24 protein-coding genes and 3 riboswitches are annotated in these 24,471 nt (G+C 35.7%); all 24 genes read right to left on the bottom strand.

Annotation, left to right across the window (positions count from 1 at the left end; translation table 11 throughout):
- Nucleotides 1-31: 31 nt before the first annotated feature.
- Complete coding sequence (gene merF / locus ABVF21_RS21705) at nt 32-262, bottom strand: mercury resistance system transport protein MerF (protein WP_303534695.1); 231 nt, start codon at nt 260-262, stop codon at nt 32-34.
- A gap of 16 nt (nt 263-278) precedes the next feature.
- Nucleotides 279-677 carry an Hg(II)-responsive transcriptional regulator gene (gene merR / locus ABVF21_RS21700; protein WP_303534697.1) on the bottom strand — a complete coding sequence of 133 codons (399 nt, stop codon included), beginning with the start codon at nt 675-677 and terminating at the stop codon, nt 279-281.
- Nucleotides 678-1,008: 331 nt separating this feature from the next.
- Nucleotides 1,009-1,239, bottom strand: a complete 231-nt coding sequence (locus ABVF21_RS21695; RefSeq protein ID WP_283152820.1) for a PF20097 family protein — start codon at nt 1,237-1,239, stop codon at nt 1,009-1,011.
- A gap of 665 nt (nt 1,240-1,904) precedes the next feature.
- Nucleotides 1,905-3,155 carry an aminopeptidase gene (locus ABVF21_RS21690; RefSeq protein WP_303534703.1) on the bottom strand — a complete coding sequence of 417 codons (1,251 nt, stop codon included), beginning with the start codon at nt 3,153-3,155 and terminating at the stop codon, nt 1,905-1,907.
- A gap of 649 nt (nt 3,156-3,804) precedes the next feature.
- Nucleotides 3,805-3,990: a hypothetical protein gene (locus tag ABVF21_RS21685; RefSeq protein ID WP_194219058.1), complete on the bottom strand. Its 186-nt coding sequence runs from the start codon at nt 3,988-3,990 to the stop codon at nt 3,805-3,807.
- An 86-nt stretch (nt 3,991-4,076) separates the two neighbouring features.
- A complete protein-coding gene (locus ABVF21_RS21680) occupies nt 4,077-4,514 on the bottom strand; it encodes a GNAT family N-acetyltransferase (RefSeq protein WP_371018971.1) in 438 nt (145 codons plus the stop codon).
- Nucleotides 4,515-4,667: 153 nt separating this feature from the next.
- Nucleotides 4,668-4,946 (bottom strand): hypothetical protein, encoded by a 279-nt coding sequence (locus ABVF21_RS21675; RefSeq protein ID WP_226611847.1) that lies wholly within the window; start codon nt 4,944-4,946, stop codon nt 4,668-4,670.
- Between the two features lie 116 nt (nt 4,947-5,062).
- Nucleotides 5,063-5,644 (bottom strand): hypothetical protein, encoded by a 582-nt coding sequence (locus tag ABVF21_RS21670; protein ID WP_371018970.1) that lies wholly within the window; start codon nt 5,642-5,644, stop codon nt 5,063-5,065.
- 259 nt (nt 5,645-5,903) lie between these two features.
- Nucleotides 5,904-6,620 carry a permease prefix domain 1-containing protein gene (locus ABVF21_RS21665; protein ID WP_371018969.1) on the bottom strand — a complete coding sequence of 239 codons (717 nt, stop codon included), beginning with the start codon at nt 6,618-6,620 and terminating at the stop codon, nt 5,904-5,906.
- On the bottom strand, nt 6,617-6,958 hold the full coding sequence (locus ABVF21_RS21660) for a PadR family transcriptional regulator (RefSeq protein WP_371018968.1): 342 nt from the start codon (nt 6,956-6,958) through the stop codon (nt 6,617-6,619). Before ABVF21_RS21660 ends, ABVF21_RS21665 begins: the two co-directional genes overlap by 4 nt.
- Nucleotides 6,959-7,137: 179 nt before the next feature.
- Nucleotides 7,138-7,590, bottom strand: coding sequence for a hypothetical protein (locus tag ABVF21_RS21655; protein ID WP_371018967.1), 453 nt, complete (start codon nt 7,588-7,590; stop codon nt 7,138-7,140).
- Nucleotides 7,591-7,748: 158 nt separating this feature from the next.
- Nucleotides 7,749-8,846, bottom strand: a complete 1,098-nt coding sequence (gene ddlA / locus ABVF21_RS21650; RefSeq protein ID WP_371018966.1) for a D-alanine--D-alanine ligase — start codon at nt 8,844-8,846, stop codon at nt 7,749-7,751.
- Between the two features lie 166 nt (nt 8,847-9,012).
- Nucleotides 9,013-9,870 (bottom strand): hypothetical protein, encoded by an 858-nt coding sequence (locus ABVF21_RS21645; protein WP_371018965.1) that lies wholly within the window; start codon nt 9,868-9,870, stop codon nt 9,013-9,015.
- Nucleotides 9,871-10,008: 138 nt separating this feature from the next.
- Nucleotides 10,009-10,293, bottom strand: a complete 285-nt coding sequence (locus tag ABVF21_RS21640; protein ID WP_371018964.1) for a hypothetical protein — start codon at nt 10,291-10,293, stop codon at nt 10,009-10,011.
- 75 nt (nt 10,294-10,368) lie between these two features.
- Nucleotides 10,369-10,674: an inner-membrane translocator gene (locus tag ABVF21_RS21635; RefSeq protein ID WP_371018963.1), complete on the bottom strand. Its 306-nt coding sequence runs from the start codon at nt 10,672-10,674 to the stop codon at nt 10,369-10,371.
- A gap of 83 nt (nt 10,675-10,757) precedes the next feature.
- On the bottom strand, nt 10,758-11,792 hold the full coding sequence (locus ABVF21_RS21630) for an alpha/beta fold hydrolase (RefSeq protein ID WP_371018962.1): 1,035 nt from the start codon (nt 11,790-11,792) through the stop codon (nt 10,758-10,760).
- 216 nt (nt 11,793-12,008) lie between these two features.
- Nucleotides 12,009-12,575 (bottom strand): hypothetical protein, encoded by a 567-nt coding sequence (locus ABVF21_RS21625; RefSeq protein ID WP_283153682.1) that lies wholly within the window; start codon nt 12,573-12,575, stop codon nt 12,009-12,011.
- Nucleotides 12,576-12,714: 139 nt separating this feature from the next.
- Entirely contained in the window at nt 12,715-13,266 is a 552-nt protein-coding gene (locus ABVF21_RS21620; protein WP_371018961.1) for a hypothetical protein, read from the bottom strand.
- A gap of 165 nt (nt 13,267-13,431) precedes the next feature.
- Nucleotides 13,432-13,974 carry a hypothetical protein gene (locus ABVF21_RS21615; RefSeq protein WP_371018960.1) on the bottom strand — a complete coding sequence of 181 codons (543 nt, stop codon included), beginning with the start codon at nt 13,972-13,974 and terminating at the stop codon, nt 13,432-13,434.
- A gap of 42 nt (nt 13,975-14,016) precedes the next feature.
- On the bottom strand, nt 14,017-15,018 hold the full coding sequence (locus ABVF21_RS21610; RefSeq protein ID WP_371018959.1) for a serine hydrolase domain-containing protein: 1,002 nt from the start codon (nt 15,016-15,018) through the stop codon (nt 14,017-14,019).
- 669 nt (nt 15,019-15,687) lie between these two features.
- Complete coding sequence (locus tag ABVF21_RS21605) at nt 15,688-15,855, bottom strand: serine protease (RefSeq protein ID WP_371018958.1); 168 nt, start codon at nt 15,853-15,855, stop codon at nt 15,688-15,690.
- A 22-nt stretch (nt 15,856-15,877) separates the two neighbouring features.
- Nucleotides 15,878-17,662, bottom strand: a complete 1,785-nt coding sequence (thiC, locus tag ABVF21_RS21600) for a phosphomethylpyrimidine synthase ThiC (protein WP_371018957.1) — start codon at nt 17,660-17,662, stop codon at nt 15,878-15,880.
- A 138-nt stretch (nt 17,663-17,800) separates the two neighbouring features.
- Nucleotides 17,801-17,915, bottom strand: a riboswitch (TPP riboswitch).
- Between the two features lie 553 nt (nt 17,916-18,468).
- Nucleotides 18,469-20,757: a 5-methyltetrahydropteroyltriglutamate--homocysteine S-methyltransferase gene (gene metE / locus ABVF21_RS21595; protein ID WP_371018956.1), complete on the bottom strand. Its 2,289-nt coding sequence runs from the start codon at nt 20,755-20,757 to the stop codon at nt 18,469-18,471.
- A gap of 93 nt (nt 20,758-20,850) precedes the next feature.
- Nucleotides 20,851-21,032, bottom strand: a riboswitch (cobalamin riboswitch).
- Nucleotides 21,033-21,201: 169 nt separating this feature from the next.
- Nucleotides 21,202-21,308: riboswitch (SAM riboswitch) on the bottom strand.
- A 2,108-nt stretch (nt 21,309-23,416) separates the two neighbouring features.
- Nucleotides 23,417-24,160, bottom strand: a complete 744-nt coding sequence (gene map / locus ABVF21_RS21590; RefSeq protein WP_371018955.1) for a type I methionyl aminopeptidase — start codon at nt 24,158-24,160, stop codon at nt 23,417-23,419.
- Nucleotides 24,161-24,471: the final 311 nt, after the last annotated feature.

Raw genomic sequence — 24,471 nt, 5'->3', positions numbered from 1 at the left:
TGAGCTTCACAAGAACTCTTATCAACATAACCTACAAACAACAATTCTCTTTTTCATTGGAAGTTTTAGTTCTTTTTCGATAAGAAAAGAACGTTATTAAAATAAATAGACCCAATGCCGGAATCAAAACGTAATCCAAATAGCCAGTTAATGCACCGAGTCCAACAGTGCCTAGTAAAATAATTGAAACTGGAGTCGTACAACAAATAAGGGCAATGATTGTTCCTATTACGCCTGTAATAAAAGTCTTATTCCTCTTCATAAGAACCATCCTCGGATCAGTCAACAATGAGTGTTTCTATAATGGGGCACTCGTGAAGATCTTTTGTACTTGGACAACGTTCCTTTAGATCAATTAGGAGATATTGAATCCGAGCCAAGTCGTTTATTTTTTTCTCAATTTCCTTTTCTTTCATTGCTACGAATTCATACATATCTTTGCACCGTACATCATCTTTATCAACTACACCTAGTAATTTGTGAATTTCGTCTAATGAAAAACCTAGCTCTTGCATTCGTTTAATAAATTTCACTCGTTTAACAGAAAGATCGTTGTACAACCGATATCCAGATTCATTACGAGCTGGCTCAGGAATTAATTTCTTGCGCTCGTAATAGCGTATCGTTTCTTTATTGACGTCACAAAGGTTAGCTAATTCGCTTATTTGATATCCCATTATTTCATCACCTCTATATATAGAATAAACCCCGTACCATAGTACAGGGTCAAGTGTTGAAGCTATTTTTTAATAGATGAATCTTAGACTATACTGTCAAAGTTAATTTATATCCTTTTCATTCATCTAAAAATTCATTCCACCATCTAGTTTATTTACAAATATAGGTTGGAATTTCCTGCTCAACAATCGCTGCTCAAATTTCTAATACCAATTATTTCAAATCACACTGCATAACTCAATCTTTAATTCCAGTTAAAAGGAGCCTATCTTATTACAGATAAGCTCCGATTTAACGAAACAATAAACTCAATTCAAAATTACTTTACTGCTATTTTATATCTTTGTTTTCACCATGTTTGAAAATAACTACACTACACTCTTCACACCTTAACGCTGGAACTTTTTTGACTTTTAACCATGCATCACCTATTAATATTTCACTTCCAAAATCCGCAAAGATGGAATCAGGTGAGTCTGACCAGCAAATTCTTCGAGGAGAGAAAATATATCCTTGCTTCAATTGGTTACCACATTCAGGACACATTACAACATCGTCCATTGTTAATTACACCACCTTCATCGTAGCGTTCTTAATGGAATAACTGGTTAGCCTGCACCTTCAATTTTAAATTAACTTTTATTTTGCCCGATAATTATGTAATAAGGACGAGTACTTTATAAAGTATTAGCTCCGAAATAACTGAAGATATAAGTTCATCACACTTTCTAGTACTCTCTTTATGATCAATATTTCCCTGCTGAATTTAACAATTTATGGCTTATTACTAGTGAGGCAGGAATGCAAAAGATAACAAATATTATTATTCCGATTGCATCTGTTGCAAAACTGTAAGGTATATATTTGTTATAAATAAATCTAATGATCTTAAAGAATCCGTATAACAAAACACAAGTTATTATTACATGTAATATTTTGCCAGTCATTCCTTCCATTAAACCCCAACTCCTTTTACACAAAGTCATATGAAACCTCTCAATCCAACTATATATTACCAATTATTTCAAACAAAACCGAATAACTCAATCTTTAATTCAAGTTAAAAAGAGCTTATCTTGTTATAGATAAGCTCCGATAATACGGAAGACTTGATTTCGAGATATTGAAACGGATCTTTACCTAATGCACCAGTTTGTTTTCACTATAACTAGCACTAAGTTAATCCCCCAGAAATCAGTTTTTACTGTTTTTAAGTTGGAGATGTTTTAGAATTCGAAATCCCCTTCCTTCATTAGCAGGACTTCAGTTCCATCTTCTTCAACACCCTCTACTTTCATATCTTCGGTACCAAAGGTCACATTGACTGACAAAAGTGAAGTATTCAGACCAGCTGCCTTCAACTCTTCCTCAGATTGGTCAATGCCGTTTTGAATATTGGAAGGAGATGCATTTCCGATTCCGATATGACAGGACGTATTTTCATCAAACAAAGTATTGTAAAAAAGAGTATCTGCCTGAGCAAGAGGAGATTTATTAGAGACCAAGGCAATTTCACCTAGATACTGTGATCCTTCGTCTGTTTCGGTGAGGTTTTGTAACACCTCTTGGCCTTTTGCCGCATAATAGTCGGTAATTCGTCCATCTTTAAAAATCAGATAAAATTCATCGATCACACTTCCTCCATAGATAAGAGGTTTAGTACCTACCAATTTTCCATTCACCTTATTTTTATGAGGAGCAGTAAATATTTCTTCCGTAGGAATGTTCGGAAAGAAAGGTATTTCATCTTTATCTATGACACCCCCACCGATATAGATATGATGTTTAGGTAGACCAACTACTAAATCAGTTCCAAGGCTATTTGTAAAATGCAAGGATTCAAATTGGCTCTCGTTTAGGATCCTTTTTCGAGACTCGAAGGATCTATTGTGACTCTCCCAATCTTTTATAGGGCTTTTCCCATTTGCCCGAGACCCTTTTAAGATTAAATTCCATAAGGATTGTAAAGCTTCTTCTTTACTTAGGTTGGGGAATACTTTCATTGCCCATCCAACACTCGGGACAGTTAGAAGACACCAGCGCACCTCGTGTGACCTAATTTTCGCATGATGATCCCTCAATTTGGTACGAGAAGCTTTTTGGAAACGATTTATCTTTTCTGTAGAAACTTCCTTAAAGACCTCTAAGTTTTCAGAAATAATATGGATGTAAGCAGCACCTGCATCCTCCCATTCCTTAAAACGAGAAGCCTGCCAATCAGGATAGTCATCGATGACAGTATCTGCTGCGTGTAAGAAAAACTCTGTGGTAGACTGTTCATCTGTCCAGTCTATAAATACATTGGACGCTCCTGCCTCGTAGGCCACCGTTTGGATTAAACGTGCAAACGTAGCATGTTGTATATCACTATGAATAATCAATAATTGATTTTTCTGCAGGTTTACACCAGCTCGCACAGCAAGTTCTGCATACTTTTTTAACTGCCCTTCACTTATAGATTCATATATTCCTTTCATCGATTAATATCTCCCCTGTGATTTCTTGTATAATTTTAATGCAAAATCCTGATCTACTCTAAATAACCTGCACCGTTAGCACAACAAGCGATAGCCCATGTGCAGCTATTGCTCCGATTTTACGGAACTAGAATAAAAATGATATATTAGTTTTCGTTATTCAATCCTTTAGGTCGTTGATACATAAACACGAAAGTCAATATAGTAAGTAATGAAAATAAAGATATTCCTATGACCACGAAAGTGTCATTATATAAAAGTGCACACAGAGTTGTCCAAATTATTACACCTATTACAAAAGAAGCTCTTGGATAAAAAACTTTGATTGCAACTAAATTAAATATAGTCAAAAAAAGAACTAATGTGAAACCATTGTAATACCAAAACTCGATATCCTTTATATCATAAATAAAAAAAGAGAAAAAAAACGGAAATGCCAATATAACTAACAATTTACTTCTATTATCTTTGGTCATATTAATCCCTTCTGATTCCATATAGGTAAAAGTTTGGTTTTAGTTCCAAGACTCTCAATTATGTCGAATTCAACCCTTTCATTACACTGCCCAGTTACTAGCAAAAAATAGAGCATAATCGTTTTAGAGTAAAGCTCCGAGTTTGCGGAAGACTCGAAAACAAGATATATACACTATTTTTCTCCATCCCCTTGCTTACTTATCTTAGGAATAATAAAGTACCAAGAAATAAAACCGCCTATCATTAGTCCTATTACGACTGTCCATTTTATTTCTCCGTATATGAAATATCCAAAGAGAATAGCAACGACTGCAAAAACGAGTGCAGAGATAATACCCTCTTTAATTCGTTTATTCATTAGAAGATCTCCTTCTTATATTTATATTCCTAAAATTATGTATCATAATATTGAACCAGCGCTCCGAGATAATGGAAGAGTATTATCTATAATGAAATACTCATAGAAATTGTTCTGTTTTTAAAGCCTAGATTTTCATATATCTTAATTGCTTGATTTCCATCAAAAACGCTTAAACGAATTTCGGAGTATCCTTCTTGTTTCAATTGTTCAACACCAGTTCTAATCAATTGTTTTGAAATACCTTTACCTCTGCATTCCTCTATCACAAATAATTCATAAATAAATCCTAGTTTTATATCTGAAAACTGGTCTTTACTTCCTCCTAAAAGAATCCAACCCGTTATTACATCATTTTCAGTTGATATTAAATAATAACTTCCCTTTTTCAAAAGAGATTCTACTAGTTGTTTTGCTTTTTCAATCGTTGGTTCAGATTCACCTAAAGTTCCCTCAAATATAGCCTGTGGAGAAAGTGCTATTATCTTTTCAATTTCTACCTCACTTGGTTTTCTTATGTCCACTTATCAACTCACCCCTTCCAATATAGGACGTTTTTTCAAATTCACCGCTCAATATACCAATTATTTCAAAATAATTCTAATAAATCCATCCTTTTTCTACAGAAAAGAGCCTACCTATTACAGATAAGCTCCGAGTTTGTTGGAGTTCACAATTTAAGGTTGTTGGAAACCATACATCGCTATAAATACTAAAAAGGCAGATAATGATACGCCTATAACATTAAGCAGAACAAGACTACCTTTGACTTTACCTTTAATACCAAACAAAGCAAATATGAATCCCAAAACACCTAAAATCAAAGGTAAAAAGATGCTTACATTTAATACAGCAACATATAATTCATTACCCCAATTTGTTAAACCAGCTACTATTGGGGAAACAGCCATTATAAAGAAAACTCCAGATAAAATGGAGTAATACTTTTTTGTCATTTCAAGTCTCCTCCCTCTAAAGTTCTTTCTTCATTAAACTTAGAGAGCTTACTTTCTATTACGCAAACGCTCCGATTTTACAGTGAAAAGGCTAGTTCTACTCAATATGTACTGTACTATTGATAGTTTAATTCTTCGATGGTCTTAAATATCCTACTGAAAACATCCAGGATATTTTTTTGAGATTCTTGGTCATTATATAGACCGTATTTCCAACCTAAATGACCATCTTCTTTGGAGTAATATCCCACAGCATACTCTAAGTTGCTAAGGCTGCGAGCTTTTTCGTATGATGAGTCCTCATTTGTAAAAGCATAGGTTAATTTTTCTGACTGTATAAAAAAGAAAGGCAAATTTGTAGTTTTGTATAACTCAGCGTATTTACTTTTAGAGGCTTTCTTTAGGAATTCCTTCATTATGAATACCGCATCGTAATCATTTGAATTAATATCTTGCAGATCACCAAAATTTATTTGTGTGAACGTGATAAGTTCATTTTCCTTTATTTTTGGTTCGGCACCAACAACTGCTATTTTTAATGGTGTCCCATCATAGTTTTCAAACTTAGGACCATTCTTTCCTACAGCGTTTGGAGATTCAGTAATACTACTTTTATTTCCTCCTTCATCAACCACATCATTCGTTACACACGAAGTTAACAACACTATTGAAAATATTATCAGAAAAACACGTATCAATTACGTACCTCCTTAATGAATATTACAGGGAAGTTATTCAATTATCCTGCTCAAATTTCTAATACCAATTATTTCAAATCATTCCGCATAACTCAATCTTTAATTCCAGTTAAAAGGAGCCTATCTTATTAAAGATAAGCTCCGAGATAACGGAATAAAGTGTACAATACAAGAATCATAAGATGTTCTCTTTTATTGAAACGTAGAACGAAATTAATAAGGTTTCTGTTGATAGTATATTCCTAATTACTGAAACGAATTAAACGAAGGCTTTAAAGCGAGTTCGATTGTAATAATGAACTATTCTCCAAAGAATAAATAAAACACCAGAAATCGCGAAGAAAATATAATAAAAAGGTTCATATTTCAAAAAGTCATAATTTGCATATTCCCACTCAACGTACCAAGTATTGTCTTCAGCGACACCTTGTCTCATTAAACCAGACTCTCCAATACCTTCACGCCCCTGAAGGAATAACTTTTTACTGGTATTATCTCCTTCTTCTTCAGTGTTTTTAACTACGGCAAAATAACTAATATTATTAAAGATTTCTGAGTTCCGTTCCACCATATCTTTTAGCGCTCTTTTATCATCAGCATTTAATTTACCTTTGTTTTCATAGGTTTTTACTACGTGAGACATCAAATCAGATGTTTCTCTGTATGTATTATCTTTCATAGTTAAACTAATTGAAACGACTAAACCAATTAACAAAATGGCAATAGCAGAACGCATTAACCATTTTGCAAACTTATTTTGATACTGAAAAATGGTTAGTAATCCTTTGGTAATTTGCTTTTCATCTCCAAATCTCTCCAACGCAATTGAAATCGCTTCTTGCTCTGATTTTCCTTCTAACTTTAATTCCTCAACAGCTTCCACTATATGTGAACGCATTTCTTGTTTTAACTCTTTAGCTTCTTTGCCACTTACATTCTCATAGATCGAATTAACAAATTCATCAATTTGCTTCATTTTTCTTCTCCTCCTTCTAAAAATGAATCAATAATGCTTTTTACAAATTGCCATTCTTTACGTTTTTCTTGGTAACCTGCTTTACCCAGAGTTGTAAGTTTATAATATTTTCTTCTTCCACCAGGACCTTGTTCATCACCCCAGTACGAAGAAATCCATTTATTTTTTTCTAATCGTTTTAATGACAGATAGAGTGTACCCTCTTTTAATTCAAACTGCTCTTCACTTTTTAACCTGACTTGTTTCGCTAACTCATAGCCATACATATCTCTTATACATAGCAACGATAGGATCAGGGTATCTATATGCCCTTTCAAAACTTCTTTGTTAATTTCCATCTGTTCACCTCCTATACTAATTTAAAATAGATTACCTAATAATGCAAGGTATACTATAAATAAATGATTGAAAAAGAGGTAATTCCAAAACATGGAATTACCTCCGATTAATGAAGATCAATCTGCAATGTTTAAGCTGCTATAAATATTCTAGAATTGCTCCGAGTTTGTGGAGTAAGCTATTTACAGCTTAGAATATCATTATTCAGAACCACTGGTCCAAACTTTCCAGTTTTAGAATTGGAAGCTCTCACTTGAACTTTAGCATTGTTTAATTTTGCGGTGATCAAGTCAAACCTTCCCGACCAGGTAGGACTATCTTCTTCTGGAGTAGGATAAAGTCTGAACCTCCAGCTTATTTCACCAGGTATAAAAGCAAATCCCTCATAAATATCATATTCGCCGTATGTAGAGGGTTCAGGTAGATGAACACTTAAGATACTGATATTAGTTCTGGCAAAGCTTGGTGGAATCAATTGAACTTTATAAATTAGTGCACTTCCTCTTGCATTAGTAAGACCTTCATCTATTGGGTCTAACACCATACTGCAAGGCATTGAGATAGCATTTGATTCTTTAGGAAAAAGAAATACTGAAGCCAGAAGGGATGTAATCAATAGAGTTTTTTTCATATGTATACCTCTCTTTTTTTGATTAGCTTTCCCTAATGACTACTCAATATAAGAATTAGCTGCTTGATATTCTTCAGCAAACGCTCCGATATAACGGAATACACGATCTTAAAATATTGATACCTTAACAATATACTTTGATTCTGTAGAGCTAAAACTTAGTCTACTGAGTTCTTAAGTGCATTGTCCTCTTTGTTGCGATCGATAGCCAATTCAATTAATCTCTCAATTAGTTTAGGGTAGGTGACACCACTTACTTCCCATAGCTTAGGATACATACTGATTCTTGTGAAACCAGGCAATGTATTGACCTCATTTATAATAAGCTCGCCATTTTCCTTTAGGAAATAATCTACACGTGCTAGCCCCTGACACTCTAACGCTTCAAACGCTTTAATAGACTTTTCTTGTATCATTTTCTCTTGACCTTCACTTAAATCAGCCGGTATCTTCAAAACAGCTCCATTTTCATCAATATACTTTGTCTTATAAGAATAAAAATCACCATTCGGAAGAATTTCGCCTGGTAAAGAAGCGACAGGTGCTTCATTGCCTAAAACAGCACATTCGACTTCTCGACCTACAATGTTTTCTTCTAACAACACTTTATGATCGTAAAGCATCGCTTTCTCTAACCCTACTATGTATTCTTCTTCACTTTTAACTTTACTAACACCCACTGACGAACCTTGATTAGCAGGTTTAATAAAAAACGGAATTCCAAGTTCTGCTTTTACTTCCTCATATGTAGGATAATTCTTTTTAGATTTTTTTACTGACAACCAATTAGCAACATTGAAACCTGAAGCAACTAACAGTTTCTTAGCTATATCCTTATCCATACAAATAGCAGAACTTAGAACATTGGGTCCAACATAAGGAATATTAGCCATACGTAACATTCCCTGTACACTGCCGTCTTCTCCTAATGGTCCATGCAAAATTGGAAAGATAACGTCTAATTGTTCGATTGCCTCAGAACTATCAATATTTAGAATTTGGTTTTCCTCTCTACCAGGAACGACAGCGATATTTTTATTTGTCTTATTTAGCTCGATTCGTTTCGGATCATGATCATTTACTAGATAGTTTGTATTGTTATTCAGATGCCAATTGCCTTGTTTATCTATACCAATGAGGGTGACATCATATTTATCTTGATCAATGGCTTCCATAATATTTTTGGCAGACTGTAAAGACACTTCATGTTCTGAAGATTTCCCTCCAAAAAGCAAACCAACTTTAATTTTCCCCATTCGTCTCTACTCCTTAATTAAAATTTGATAACGTTGATAACGCAGTAGTAAATTAACGAAATACCATTTTTTTCAATTCAATACCTTTCCATCATACCAAAACAGCGACTAACTTAAAAAGTTAATCGCTGTTTTCATTCGGAGGATATTTTGAGGGGCCGTAAATTCAAAAATTCTGGTTTTTTTCATCTGTTATAAATTTATAAAGCTCCAATTCAGTAATAATATAATCAAATATTAACAGACTTTTTGTAGAATTAACTACTGTTCCATAGTCTTTATCTGCTCCATGAGCTAAAGCATGTCTACTTAAATGTTCTATTGGTTTTAAATGTTGAAAACCTTTTAATATATTTTTATTATAATAAGAAGACCAAACACCATCAAATTTGTCAGAGGTAGTATCCAAAACTTTTTCTAATGCTCTCTTTTGGTAGTAACCGTTAAATTTCCCTTTGTTATTTCTTAAATCTGGAAATGTTTCTGCTAGTACACCTTCAATTTGAGGAAATACTGCGAGTGTAGACAAAGAAAACAATTCTAATTTATGGGCCATAACTATCTCTTCCATAATATGAATTCTATCTTTTAAGCAATCCATTTCATTCCACATTTCAAATTTCTCGTCAATATACTCATGATGAAAAACTTCAACAATAAACTTATCTAAGACACTGACTTGGTCGTCAAAGTCTTCTAAATCTCTTAATTGATTATTCAAATCCTTGAGTAAATCTATAGATAGATCCGTAGAAATTGGTGGATAATTTAACTCAGCTAAAAACTCTGCTAACTCCTCTAAAGTTAAATCACGTTCCCTTAACAGTTCTTTCCACCGATTCACAACCTCGGTCATTTGTTTTTGAGCTTCAAGTACTGCACGACTAACTGAACTTAGAGTTTCATTAAGTCCATTTAGCTTTCGCATTGCTTCCACAGCAGAGCTTTGCATAAGGTCTTTCATTATTCTTTGATGCTCAGCCACCTTTTCAAGTAGGTTAGGACTTATAGGAAATCTATTCATCCTGTCACCTCCGTTACCATTGTGATTTTGTTTTAATTACTTCAATTAAAAACCATTGTCCTACAACTATATACAGCGCAGATCTTTTATTTATCAAACGCTCCGATTTAATTGAGCAAATACCCTATAAAATAATTATCAAAATGAAACTCTAACCAAGGGTGGGTAACCAGCCTCACCTAAGAAGTACGCAAATATAGTAAAACCGATAATTAATGTTCCAATAACGATTACAATGGCACACAGAAACAAACGATTACTATGTTTAACAGAATACAATCCGAGAGTTATACTTGAAAACCCAAGCATCAAACAGGTGGCTGCACCAATGACATTATTCATTTTGGATAATAACGCACTAAAAAAGAGAAGAAAGAATACAATTTGCAATCCTAGACCATAAAGGGGCAGGGTACGAAACATTTAATCACACCTCCCATTTGTTACACAAAAGCTCCGAGATAATAGAAGAACCTTTATGTATGACTTGGGTTCTTCTTATACTTGGGTATTCTTTTTAGTAAATAGTTTTCCGATCACTATTATAAGTCCTATGAGGAAATGTATTAATCCATTAGCTACTGTAATAAGACCTACAAAAGCTGCCATTAGGCTTCCACCTTGGCCGGCATTACCAGGGCCTACTAGGATTCCACCAACAACAAAGCCAAGTCCAACGCCAAGAATTGCTAATAAAATACCAGAAGCCCATAAGGGAAGACTCCCACTTCTGGCCCATTTAATCATGAATATATTTGCTGGGATTAACAATGCAGCAAGAAATAAATACATCAGTACATCCACACAATTCCCCCCTTAAATAAGTTCTTATATCTAATTATTAAAGATTTGCTCCGAGATTTTTGAAAAACTTATTTACGTTGGTATTATTGATTTTCATTGAATGAATTTATAAATTCATTCACATCTTTACTAATTTCCTCATAACGAGTCCAATGAAGGTAATGGTGTCCCTCTAATAAAACAATTTTACTAGAAGGGGTATTAGTTAACTGTGTTTTATAAAAGGACAGATTGTTCTTACCATCTTCTCTTATGTCCCCTTTTTCGGTAGTAAAAATCAAAACCGGAATATTAGGAGGAAATTTCATCCCCACTGTCATGTCAACGTTATCTTCTATATTATTAGCTTCATTAACAACGCTTTTGTTATAACCCTTCCATGCGGAGATCGCCTTTGTCATTTTTAAATTTTCTTCAGAATAGGTACCATCACTAGCAATAGGCAAAAAATTTTCAGGACTAATCATTAGGGCTAATCTTGCTATACCAGTTGGTGCCAAATAACTTAAATAACTGGGCATTGTTGGAGAATTTTCCCCAAAATAATTTAAAGCTTGTGGCAAAGTTGAGTCAATTCCTACAATCGCTTTAACTTCCTCTGGGTATGTAGTAGCAAAATACATACTGTAAATACCAGAAATTGAATGAGGCATCAGAATGTATGGCCCTGGTATGTCCGCTTTTTTTAATGCTAACCTCATTTCCTCTACAATGTTCTTCACCGTTCGTTCCTTGTTGGTGATATCGCTCCAACCATACCCAAAGGGCTCTACAACTACAACCCTATTAGTCTTTGAAATCTCATCTATCAAAGGTTCAAAATCCAGTACTGGTGCTGCTGTTCCAAGGCCACTCATTAAAACGATCGTGTTATCTCCTTCACCTTTTGAATAAATGTGCATCCCCTTACCGTTAACCTCAACGATTTCCCCTAATGGCTTGTACTTTTTTTGTTCATAAGCGCTTAGTAAGTTATTGTAAATGACCCAAATAACAAGTGCGCCTATCAATACTAATAAAAAATTCCTTATAAAAACCCAAAACTTATACTTCTTTTCAGCTTTTATCATTAATTCCTTAGACCTACTTTCAAACTTTTCTTTAATCTTACATTTCATGGAACTTCCTAGAAATGCTCTTTGGTATTATTTTGAAATAGGTCTTGCGTCTTATAAATTCGGTTTCTATTGAAAAAGCTTCTAATTGAATTACTGCTTATTTGTTGAAGTACTAGACCTCTTATTTCTCCTTAAAAACGAGGCTGAATTTATTAAAGATAAGCTCCGAGATTATGGAATATCAAATTTACATTATTAGTTGTTTTAGTTTCAATATTACTGGATACTTTCCATCAATAATTCCAGGTCATATTTTAGTGAACTTCTAACCTCTTCCGTCGTTTCTCCCATTATCTCTCCCTTAACCTCTGATATTGGATAATTCTCCTTTTTAAAGAGATAATGCTTTAATTCCAAGAAAGTACGCAATGGGAAATCAGCAGTAACCCATTGTTCCCTGTATCCAATAATCCCGTGTCTCTTGATTAAAGAATCAAATTCAATTAACACTACCTTTAAAAAATCATCATAGGAATACTCCGTTTGTATTACTTTGTTACCGATATCTTTGTTTTCCAAGTCCTCATAATAGGTTGCCTCTATGAATAGGATGTTGCTCTCTTTTAATTCAAGAGTCCAAAGAATCCCTTCTGGTTCACCTTCCCATTCAAAAGACACTCTTTCACCTTTGGCGCTTCGTAATGGATTTAAACAAAATAATGATTCTACTAAATCACCTAAACAGTCAGTAAGATAACTAGCTGAGAACTCCAGTTTTTGTGAATTTAATTCCACAACACAAGTTGCCCAGCCAGTTTCATTAAGGTAGTATTTGAATTCCATTTTCTATCTCATCCTATTCCTTTTCATAATCCAAATCTACATTATCTCTTCGTATTCCTACTCAATACTTAAATTAGACAATTACTTAATCTATTTGGTTAATACACTATCGCTCCGATTTAGTTGAAGAAGACAATCTCTATACAACTTCTACAACAATACTTTCATATAATTTCTCGTCAATAAATACGAGTATTTTCCATACCCCTGCTGATGGAAACTTTAAATGCGATGGCATATTCACGCTATCAGGACTTACTTCTGCACCTTTATAAAAGTTACTTGGACCTGAAAGTATATTAACAGTCTCCTCTGTCCCTTTTTTTATGGCTTTCACTTCTACCGGTTTATTGTAGACATTTTCTTTTCCAAAATAAAACCAAAAATATTTCTGGCTATCTTTCGCGATAATCGGAAATGGTCCAGTAAAGCCAACCGTATCTTTGTTTCCCACAATCTCGTAAGAACCTTCTTCACCAGTTTCATATTCAACCGAATGATCAAATGTTGAAGACAAGACCCAGTTCCCTTCTGTCACTGCCTTTTCAATCTCATTTGTGCTTTCTTGTAATTTATTTTCTTCCTTTGATACTTTTAATTCATTCGATGTCTCACTAATTGAATTAGAAGTACAAGCGAGCAGTGACAGAATTGGCAGAAGTAGAAATAAAGCCAGGATATGCTTTTTCAAACTGAACACCCCCATTCATAAGTCAGGCGAAGGCACCACCAATTCAATTCTAATCGCTTCTTCACCCCTAAATCTACAAGAGATCACTTAGATAATTACTTCTATTAAACAAACGCTCCGATATAATGCAAGACCTAGTATCGAGATATTATTAATTTATATCTACTATAAGGTTTCAATCTTGTGCAATATAGCATCAACAATATCAACAATTTTTAATGTTCCATCTACTATGCAGTCTGAGTTTGGTTTTATTGCATTTCCCATTTCTAAATAGGCGCCTCTACCAAATTTCAAATAATAATTTAATTCATCATTGATTTCGATAGAAGTGGTTTTAGGGTGATCTCTTAGAATTCGTCTTGCCATAGCTATGTCCAATGGAGTATCAATATAAATCGATAGATCAATAAATTCCTTCAATTTATCATTCTTATATGAGAATGGATAATCAATTATTATGTATGCTGGAGGTTCTTCTCTTTCTAAAAATGATTCTAAATCTGCTTTGAGGGGTTCCAAGTTCCATTGGTTGTAATCAGGTCCGTCCTCAACCCATTTAACGAGGTCATCTGGTGCTCCTTCAAAATCATATTTATCAAAATACAGCGCTTCAGAAGTGCTTAGTCTTTTTCTTAATTCTTCCGTAACTGCAGTTTTTCCACCACCTGAAACCGAAGCAATTGTTATCACTTTTGTCTTAATCACTTATTAATACTCCTCCTTTCACCTTTGTTAAACAATACACTACTACTGAAATGTATCAGCAGCAATATTACTAAACTCTTTAAGATAATAGAGGTAGTTTTCATTTCCGTAATTGTATCTCTTGTTATACATCTTTGCGATAACGACACTATATTTTGGAATAACAAGTAATGTTGGACCAGTGACACCGAGAATTTGATAAGATCCAGCTGGTACCCGGTCACCTAATTCGCTCATTTCTCTAGGTAGATCATTAACAAACCAGAAAAATCCGTTTCGAGGTAATTCTTTATCTATTTCATTAGGAGTATGTATTTCATTAGCTAATTCAATAACTTCTTTTGGTACAATTTGTTTGTTATTAAACTTTCCCTTATTTAAGAAGAGACTACCCCAGCTTGCAAATTCTTGGGTAGACACAAAAAGGTTAGACTCCATGCCATTATCCGTACTTCCCGTTGTGTCTTCTCCATCCTTCTCTGGATCAATAATGACACTTACCAAATCAATACTATCTTCAGTTTCCCACCAAGTTTTGTGAAAACCCATTGGGACAAATACTTTTTCACGTAATAATTCAGTAAATGGTTTACCATATAATTTATTGATTAACTGCGTAATAAGCTTAATGTTTATTCCTCTATATGCCCAACTTTCACCTGGTTTGAACTCTCTTATTAGTTCACCATTCGTACTTTCATCTAATCCATGAGTGTGAGTGACCAAATGCCTTATTTTAGTCTCACCAAGTATCTCAGAATCCAGATCATCAAAGTAACGACTTACATAATCATCAATATCACTTATTTTTTTATCATAGATAGCGTAAGCGACACACAACCCTAAATAACTTTTTCTCGCAGAAGCTACATTAAATCTAGAACTCTCTGTGATTGGACTTGTATTATTATTGGAGTGGGTTCCACTATAATGCTCCAAAACAACCTTATTGTCTTTAAGTATCAATAAAGAAGCTGCTGAGCTTTGATTTAACTCTTTAATATTTTCAACCCAAGAAACTAATTTCTCATAATTTGCTTTCATTCTAAAATCCTCTCCCTCCACCAAACCCAATACCAATTATTTCAAAAAATGACAATTAGCTCAATGAAAAAAAGAACTTATCTTATTACAGATAAGCTCCGAGATTCTTGAAGACTCGATATCAAGATAATTTGAAAGACATACATATTTTTCATCAAAATTCTATTTGCTATTATTATGGAATCATTATTGGTCAGTAGTAAAAAAGGACAACGTTTTACGCTGCCCCTTTTTTACTACTGATTTCAATTTATTTTCAGCATTTTATTTGCCCCTATATTAGTTGAACATATGATTTTAAATTACATTATTAAGCAAAGTCGATCGATAACTTCGACATGTCTCTGATTGACATACTGGAAAATTTTTTGACTTTCAGCTTGATTTCCTGCACATTCGGAAAAGACACGCATGCATCCACTAAAATATTTTTAAATTCTATACCCGTTTGTTGAAGAACAGAATCATTAATTCAACTTATATAATTGGAACGTTAATAGTACCCTATCAAAGTTAAATTATTCAGTTCAAGTCTTTAATAACAGATAGTTCAATTGTTCTTGTCGTTTGTATGTCTTTCTAATCAAATTTATTAATTATACATAGGAGCATCCTATAGAATAGACTTTTTCAGAACCTCTATTTTAGCTTGCGTCAGCTTTTCCACAGTTAGTAATATAATATTTCTACCTTATTACATTTCAAACATCTTTCAAAATTTTGATCTCCTTTAAACTGATGTTCGCAATTTTCTTGAATTTCCTTTAAAGAATTCTCTAAAAAGGATAGGTGATTTTTCGTTTGATTAATTTCTTCTTCAATTTTTTGAACTTTCACACATATCCCCTCCTCAAAAAGGCTATTGATAAATATTTGCTCCAGATTTCTTGAACTCTTCAGCTTTTTCCTGCATTCCTTTTTCAATAGCCTCTTTCGTAAATAGCTCATTATCTTTTGCGTAATTACGAATATCTTGGGAAATTCTCATACTACAGAATTTCGGTCCACACATGGAACAAAAGTGTGCCGTTTTTGCACCTTCAGCAGGTAAGGTTTCATCATGATACTCAATAGAACGTTCCGGATCCAAAGATAAGTTAAATTGATCTCTCCAACGAAATTCGAAACGTGCTTTTGATAAGGCGTCATCACGTTTTTGGGCCCCTGGATGTCCTTTTGCTAAATCAGCTGCATGGGCTGCAATTTTATAAGTAATAACGCCTTCACGCACATCATCCTTATTAGGGAGACCTAGATGTTCTTTTGGCGTGACGTAACAAAGCATTGCCGTACCATACCAACCGATCATTGCTGCACCAATTGCAGAAGTAATGTGATCATACCCGGGAGCTATATCAGTTGTAAGTGGTCCAAGTGTATAAAAGGGAGCTTCTTCACATATTTCTAATTGTTTATCCATGTTTTCTTTAATAAGATTCATTGGCACATGTCCTGGTCCCTCAACCATTACCTGAACATCATGCTTCCACGCAATTTTTGTTAGTTCTCCAAGCGTTTCCAATTCAGCAAACTGGGCTTCATCATTTGCATCAGCAATGGACCCAGGACGTAAGCCATCCCCCAAGGAGAAGCAAATATCATAGGATTTCATAATCTCACAAATATCTTCAAAATGTGTATACAAAAAGCTTTCTTGGTGGTGATATAAGCACCACTGTGCCATAATTGATCCACCACGAGAAACAATACCAGTTAAACGTTTTGCAGTTAGTGGCACATATCGCAATAAAACACCTGCATGGATTGTGAAGTAATCCACCCCCTGCTCTGCTTGTTCAATCAGCGTATCTCGGTAAACCTCCCATGTAAGATCCTCAGCAATACCATTGACTTTTTCTAATGCTTGATAAATCGGGACGGTACCCACCGGAACGGATGAGTTTCGAATGATCCATTCGCGAGTGGTGTGAATGTCTTTCCCCGTTGATAAATCCATGATATTATCGGCGCCCCACCGGGTGGCCCAGGTCATTTTTTCGACTTCCTGTTCAATAGATGATGAAACAGCTGAATTTCCAATATTAGCGTTAATTTTAACATGGAAATTGCGACCTATAATCATAGGTTCAGTCTCTGGGTGATTAATATTAGAAGGGATAATCGCACGACCTTTTGCCACTTCATCTCGCACAAACCCCGGATCCATATTTTCCCTTATTGCGATAAATTCCATTTCAGGAGTGATCATCCCCTGTTTAGCATAATAAAGTTGTGAAACATTTCTCCCTTTTTTGGCACGCAATGGGTTACGGCTTAATCCAGGGAACACTTTTTCGTTTGTACGAGGATCATTTTCATCCTTATACCCATTATCTTCAGGTTTGATTTCACGCTTTTCATATTCTTCCACATCGCCTCGTTCTTGAATCCATAAGTTACGAAGAGCTGGAAGACCTTTGGTAATATCCACGGAATAATTTGGGTCTGTATAAGGGCCACTAGTATCATACACACGTACTGGAGGGTTCTCCTCTTCTCCAAATGTCCCCGTTGTTGGACTTAACTCAATTTCACGCATGGGTACTTTTATGTCGTTTCTTGAACCTGGCACGTATACCTTTTGACTACCTGAAAAACTGGACATAATGGAAATGTTTTCTTTGTTTAGTGAAGATGATGACATAATAAACTCTCCTTTTTTTTGGTATAAAGGACGAGATTGACCACACCAACTGGAGAAGCCTATCGAAACATATAAAAAAAGCCGGGTCCATAGTAAATGGTTGGACCCGGCTAATATGTATCAGAAGTAGCATTGCATTGATGATTATTCTAACTTCCCTACGCTGGCATGATCCAGATCAGGTCCAAAGAGTCAAGAAACTTCAAGGCATTTCCTTCTCAGCCCGGCTCATCGGGCTCCCCTAGTTAATTCTATTCAATTTTGACTTCATTATATATGAGTCTTATGAAAAAACCAATCCCTAACCTGAGAATCACACAATGTTTTTTAGATTCCTTACCGAAATTTATGGATTTCTTGATGGGATAAGCCATTGTGTTCCTGCGAACTGTGGTTAGAGCTCTGTAGGATATCTTCTTGATTTTTTCCGGACTATTCTAGACAACCTTATCTATAAAAATCGATGAGGTATTTTGCAGAGCTACTAGTCGAAGCATGAGCAAAACCTCCTAATGGTCGTTATTTCATCGGACCCATTATATTATTCGAGGACACTGAAAAACTTGATTTCCCAATTAAATCCATCGAATGCAACAACATATTGAAAATAAAAAGAAATCAACCGCCAATATATAGTAGGTGGTTGATTTCTTTTTTCATTGAATAGGCTTTTTCAGTGCCCTTATACCATTCAGGAGGTTTTTTCATTTAGAAAAAAACAGATCGGGGTAGAAGTGGGGCCTGACCAAGATTTTTATTTGTCTCGAACTGTCCACGCAATTCTCTTAATTCTTATTTCTTAATTCTTAATTCTTTTGGGCGAGATATTTTCCCCTTGTTTGCTTAGCCGCCTCTACCATCACTTTCAATGCTTCAACTGTTTCCTCTACGCCCCTTGTCTTCAATCCACAGTCTGGATTGATCCAGAACAGCTTTGGATCCAGTACCTGAAGCGCTCGATCAATGCTTCGTTTCATCTCACTAAGCTCAGGAACGCGGGGACTGTGAATATCATACACACCAAGCCCAATTCCCCGTTCATACGTACTGTCTTCAAAAGCCTTAATTAGCTCGCCGTGGCTTCTCGATGTTTCAATCGAGATCACATCTGCGTCCAAAGCTTTAATCGAGCCAATGATTTCCTCAAATTCCGAATAGCACATATGCGTATGGATTTGCGTCTCATTCTCCACGGAGGAGGTTACCAATTTAAACGCATAGACTGCAGCTTTCAAATAACTGTCATGCAGTTCTTCCTTCAGTGGAAGACCCTCACGAAGTGCCGGCTCGTCGACCTGGATCACAAGTATGGCATTTCGTTCAAGCTCCTCTATTTCTTCTCGAAGCGCAAGTGCAATTTGATTCGCTACTTCAGTCTTTGTTCGATCATCCCGTACGAACGACCAGTTCACAATCGTGATCGGTCCTGTCAACATGCCTTTTACATGCTTATCTGTTAATGACTGAGCATAGATGGTTTCTTTTACCGTCATTGGCGTATTAAAAGAGACATCACCAAAAATCAACGGTGGCTTCACACAGCGCGAACCATAGGACTGAACCCATCCAAATTTCGTAAATTGAAACCCGTTTAATTTCTCACCAAAGTATTCCACCATATCAGTTCGCTCGAACTCACCATGCACAAGGACATCGAGACCAATCTCTTCCTGAATGTCAATCCATTTCTTAATTTCTTCTTTAATGTACGTCTCGTATGCAGCATCGCTTAGTTCACCCTTCCTCCATTGCAAACGCTGCTTGCGCACTTCCTTTGTCTGCGGAAAGCTTCCAATCGTTGTCGTTGGAAGGAACGGAATCTGTAACGACTTTTGCTGTAAGTCATGACGAACTTTAAACGGTGCTTTCCGTTTTGCTTCTCCGAGATTGTGAATCGTTTCCTGCACCTGCTTATTATTCCGCTGTGGAGAATGATTAAGTTCTTGAATAGCTTTTACACTTGACTTGATCTCCAATTGAATAGCCGATTCTCCCTTTTCGAGTCCCTGCGCAAGTAAAACGACTTCATCAAGCTTCTCATCAGCAAATGAAAGAGCGTTAAACAGCACATCTGGAATGTCCTTCTCACTCTTCACCGTAACAGGTACATGTAGCAAACTTGAAGACGGCTGAACAATAATACGACCTTTATCAACAGCTTGGGCTAGCTCATTCAATAGAGAAATTTTCTTATCAAGCTTCGATCGCCAAACATTACGTCCATCGATCAACCCTGCAACAAGAACCTTATCCTGTGGAAAACCTTTCTCTTTTACAGCCTTCAAATTCTCACTCCGGTCATGCACAAAATCAAGCCCAATTCCCTGAACAGGGAGTTTCGTCACTTCTTCATAATGGGTCACACTCTCGAAATACGTCTGAAGAAGCACGTTTACTTCTGGTGCCGCATTATGTAACGCCTCATACACCTCTTTATATAGGTTGACTACATCATCCGAAAGAGTCGTAACAAGTGCAGGTTCATCGAATTGCACCCACTGGACACCTTCCTCCCCCAGTTCATTCAGCACCTGTTCATATAGCGGAAGGAACTGATAAACCACATCGTTGAATTGCTCTTTAGCATATCCCTTCGATAAAAGAACAAAGCTGATCGGACCAATTAGCACTGGTTTCCCTTCAATACCAAGTTCCTGTTTCGCTTCCCTGTAATACTCAAGCGGGCGATTATGAACTAGAGAAGGTGTACTCTCATTTAGTTCAGGAACAATGTAGTGGTAATTCGTGTTATACCACTTTGTCATTTCAGCTGCCGGCGCTCCTTTTGTTCCCCGTGCGATATTAAAATACGTTTGAAGGGATACACCCCCACCATCATAGTCAAAGCGCGTTGGTACGATTCCAAACATTACCCCGGTATCAAGCACATGATCGTATAAGCTGAAATCGCCGACAGGAATAAGATCAATCCCCTTATCTCGTTGTTTTTTAAGGTACGAAAGCCTAAGCTGTTTTGACTCCTCTGTAAAAGTGTCTTCATCCAGTTTACCCGCCCAGAACTTTTCAAGAAGCTTCTTCCATTCACGTTTTTCTCCAATTCGAGGGTAACCAATGTTTGAACTCTTAAATGTCATTTTACTCTTCCTCTCGTCGTAATATTTTTGTGCGAATTTATGCTGAAAGCAATGTATCACATGATTCCTCACCTCCTCTATCGATCCGTAGAGTACAAGGGCAGTCATGAGGCAGGTCTCCTGGCTCAGGTTCAACGCTTCTTCCCCCTTCCCGTTACGTAAGAGTGGTTAGTAAGTCGCTCCCCCTCACAGTGGCGGGACCGCGCCGGTCTTTCACCGGTCTTCCCTTTTAAGCTGTGACCATCTGTCACAACACCTCATGCTGGAATGATTTTGTTTTCAAAATAGGATAGATATCAAATTGAAAAAACTTAGTTTATCGCCATGACCATTATGGCGAAACTCTTAATTTTTCTTAATCTTTAGTCCTTTAATAAAGTTAAAGCTTTCTTAAAAACAAAAAAACTCTTCCTTAGTAAAAAGGAAGAGTTTTACACGAACTCCTCCTCATCTCCCAGACGTTAATCTGCAGGAATTGGCACCGTTTCAAGCATATACTTGATGGTTGCCGGGCTTCATCGGGCCTGTCCCTCTGCCTCTCTCGATAAGGAATTCTATTAAACTAATACACATTATACATGAGTAAACGGAAATGAAAAGTCTTTTTTCTGAAAAGTTGGTAAATTATCACAAATCATCAGAAGTGTCCGAAACTAGTGAAAAAGTCTATTCAATGAAAGAGAAGATACAGGTTCGTTTAATACATCATGTGGTATTTTCGACCCTACTATCTTTTTCAAAACATAATACTTTTAAATCAGAGCAACACGTAATCAACCCATTTTGAGTAAAATATTCAAATTTGTCATAAGCTTCATGAGATGCAACAAATACGTGGTGCTTTTCCTCCCATACCTATCATTTTTATTTCACCATTTATACCCTTCTTTCCACTAGAATCGGTTTTCAATAACAGATTGGGGCAACTCATCCGTCTGATCCGGTATACACATACGTATCAGATATATACCCTTCTCCAATATAATTCTACAGATCACTCGTTCCATATTTGCCTATAACAGTCTCTCCATGTTTCTAACAAGAGTTCGTAACCGTTTGTCCATCTACAATTGACTCAACAATTCCGTAATTGGTTCCAGGTCCGGATCGAATATTGAATGAAACAGCGCAGCCTACATTGATAAAACAATACAATACCACCATACTCTTGCAGGACTCTTCTTTAAAAACCCACACAATAATTCCGAATTAAAAAGGTGTACTTCCAATAGCTATAACACCTTGTTTCAGTGGGGTTACACTCTGAGCGTTAGGTAGTATTCCCTTATTAATTTTTGTTCTTCTATTAGGAAGGTTAAATTTAAAAAATGGGCAATAAAGGAAAATTCACTCAATTCTTTAAACATGGTCTGTTATCAACCATTCTTTTTCTCTGCCGTAACGTTGACTGGTATTAAATATTCCTATTCCCCCTCTGAATATATTCATACTAACCTTTTATAACCAAAGTGATATAGATGAATTGACTCTTTGGAAAATTTTGATAAGTTATTTGGAACGGTATCGAGCACGACGAAAACGCTATTATCCTCTTCTAGAACCATCAATTCATAAACCGATTTTTAATCGTCACGTTCATGGCGATGAGGTTTATGTTCCTTTAAATCTTGGACAAATTTGGAATCAAACAGACCACTAGCATATAAAAAAATGAAGAAAGATAGCTGAATGTAGTAATAATAGAATCCAGGCGGATGTTTTCAAGTTCGTTCATCTAAAAGCCCCACGCTTCAATTTGAAGCATGGGGCTTTTAGATGAGATTTGTTTGGATATTAAATCATTATTTCATAATGAAAAAATGATTATCACCATTTGATGACGATTGGGAGGTGACCGATTTCATTTGCCGAAAGGGTCGCAATCAAAATAACAATTATAAATATAGATGAAAAGACCGCAGTAACCAATAGGAAACTTCTTATTATTGGATTTTTTATCTTAAACAATTTCAAAGTTATCACCCATGTTAGAGTCCCTCCATTAATTCAAATAATACATATTCATGAGATGAATAAAATGGATATTTTTTCATTTCATGAAAACCCGATAACGCGACCGAACCCACTTCCGGCAAAGCTTTTTTTCAATTACTCGTGAAACAAAAGAGGAGACTGGTTTAGAAATTGAGGCAGATGTCCTTTAGCGAAACCATTATAAAACTTTGTCTAATTTGAACATGAGTGAGAGACTATAGAAAAATAAACCAAAAGCTGACGAAGCGAAGCCTGATACATCAATGTCTTCCCATTTGAATTTCCACTTATTCTTTTTTACTATGATTCTTTGCATCAGCTCCTTTTTTGGCAGTTCATTCGTCTCAATAAAAATTCTAACCATAGAATTCTAATTACAGGTACGGTTCTTTTAGTTTTGCACCTTTTCATTAGAGGTGGGAAATTATCTTGAGGATAAATGATGTTTGAATAATGAAAAATAACTATATCCAACTTAGGTATCGTCATGGAAATACGGTTTTGCAGTGTTTAAACAGTTTTGTTGTTTAAAAATCTAATTTCTCAATAATAGAATAGAGAAATTAGATTTTTTTTGGTTGCTCTATTAAAGTTCCGATGATAACGGAACAAAGGTCGTGATCCAATATACTTGAATTACGCCCCATTGCGGTATAGGTGCTTTTTACAATGTAGTAATAATTGGTCCTTCATTTGTAAGAATAAGAGTGTGTTCGTATTGAGCCACAAAACTTTCATTGGTTAGGAAGGTCCATCCATCTTCGGATTGGAAAACTTCCTCTTCAAATGTAGAGATCATAGGCTCAAAGGCAATTACCGCACCATCTTTTAAGATTTCATCATCCCAACTAGCGAAATAATTAAAAATATGTTTAGGTTCTTCATGAAGCGAACGTCCAATACCGTGCCCAGTAAGATTTTTTATAACTGTTAAGCCATGGCGTTTCGCTACATTGTGGGCAGCCTTTCCGAGAGCACTTTTTTTTGAACCTGGCTTTGCCTGCTTAAGTCCAGCATGGAATGCCTCTTTAGAAACGTCACATATTTTTTGTAATGCCGCGTCTCCTTTCCCTACGACAAATGAAATTCCAGTATCGGCGTAATATCCGTTTTTTGAACCTGAAACGTCTATATTCACTAAATCTCCTTCATGGATGACCCGTTTTCTCTTCGGAATCCCATGCGCCACTTCATTATTTATACTAATACACGTATACCCAGGAAAATCGTATTCTCTTTTTGGCGCAGATTGAGCTTGTGCCTTTTCAAACATCTCTCTTGCAATTTCATCGAGTTCTTTTGTCGTAATTCCGGGCTTCGTACTATGGACCAATTCATCACGAATCGCTCCACAAATTTCACCAATTATTTTCAATCCATCAAAATCCTTTTTAGTTTTTGCAACCATTGATTTCCCCACTTTTTAATGTATTTTATGATTAGTATTCCATTTAGTTTCTAGCATAAACTGAACAGGTTTTTCTTCAACAATCTCTGGCCCTTCTATGGATTGAATATGACAACCTCTTTTTCCGTTAAACTGCCCTGTTATTAACTTAAACAAAAAGGAGCGTATTCCTTTTTAGATTAAAGCTCCGAAAATGTTGAAGACTCGATTCCGAGAGATTCTGACACAAATATTAAACTAGCGTATCCGTTAGCTAAAGAAAAATCACAAAACATAAAGAAATAATTGCTGCTATCTTTGCATCCTTCCTG

Source organism: Pseudalkalibacillus sp. JSM 102089 (assembly GCF_041366475.1).
GTDB classification, from domain to species: Bacteria; Bacillota; Bacilli; order Bacillales; family Guptibacillaceae; genus Guptibacillus; species Guptibacillus hwajinpoensis_B.
This window is presented reverse-complemented; position numbering and strand designations above follow the sequence as displayed.

Bases quoted from the DNA above. Each gene is read 5' to 3' on its own strand.
- merF (WP_303534695.1), bottom strand. From the start codon at position 262: ATGAAGAGGAATAAGACTTTTATTACAGGCGTAATAGGAACAATCATT.
- merR (WP_303534697.1), bottom strand. From the start codon at position 677: ATGGGATATCAAATAAGCGAATTAGCTAACCTTTGTGACGTCAATAAA.
- ABVF21_RS21695 (WP_283152820.1), bottom strand. From the start codon at position 1,239: ATGGACGATGTTGTAATGTGTCCTGAATGTGGTAACCAATTGAAGCAA.
- ABVF21_RS21690 (WP_303534703.1), bottom strand. From the start codon at position 3,155: ATGAAAGGAATATATGAATCTATAAGTGAAGGGCAGTTAAAAAAGTAT.
- ABVF21_RS21685 (WP_194219058.1), bottom strand. From the start codon at position 3,990: ATGAATAAACGAATTAAAGAGGGTATTATCTCTGCACTCGTTTTTGCA.
- ABVF21_RS21675 (WP_226611847.1), bottom strand. From the start codon at position 4,946: ATGACAAAAAAGTATTACTCCATTTTATCTGGAGTTTTCTTTATAATG.
- ABVF21_RS21665 (WP_371018969.1), bottom strand. From the start codon at position 6,620: ATGAAGCAAATTGATGAATTTGTTAATTCGATCTATGAGAATGTAAGT.
- ABVF21_RS21660 (WP_371018968.1), bottom strand. From the start codon at position 6,958: ATGGAAATTAACAAAGAAGTTTTGAAAGGGCATATAGATACCCTGATC.
- ABVF21_RS21655 (WP_371018967.1), bottom strand. From the start codon at position 7,590: ATGAAAAAAACTCTATTGATTACATCCCTTCTGGCTTCAGTATTTCTT.
- ddlA (WP_371018966.1), bottom strand. From the start codon at position 8,846: ATGGGGAAAATTAAAGTTGGTTTGCTTTTTGGAGGGAAATCTTCAGAA.
- ABVF21_RS21645 (WP_371018965.1), bottom strand. From the start codon at position 9,870: ATGAATAGATTTCCTATAAGTCCTAACCTACTTGAAAAGGTGGCTGAG.
- ABVF21_RS21640 (WP_371018964.1), bottom strand. From the start codon at position 10,293: ATGTTTCGTACCCTGCCCCTTTATGGTCTAGGATTGCAAATTGTATTC.
- ABVF21_RS21630 (WP_371018962.1), bottom strand. From the start codon at position 11,792: ATGAAATGTAAGATTAAAGAAAAGTTTGAAAGTAGGTCTAAGGAATTA.
- ABVF21_RS21625 (WP_283153682.1), bottom strand. From the start codon at position 12,575: ATGGAATTCAAATACTACCTTAATGAAACTGGCTGGGCAACTTGTGTT.
- ABVF21_RS21610 (WP_371018959.1), bottom strand. From the start codon at position 15,018: ATGAAAGCAAATTATGAGAAATTAGTTTCTTGGGTTGAAAATATTAAA.
- thiC (WP_371018957.1), bottom strand. From the start codon at position 17,662: ATGTCATCATCTTCACTAAACAAAGAAAACATTTCCATTATGTCCAGT.
- metE (WP_371018956.1), bottom strand. From the start codon at position 20,757: ATGACATTTAAGAGTTCAAACATTGGTTACCCTCGAATTGGAGAAAAA.
- map (WP_371018955.1), bottom strand. From the start codon at position 24,160: ATGGTTGCAAAAACTAAAAAGGATTTTGATGGATTGAAAATAATTGGT.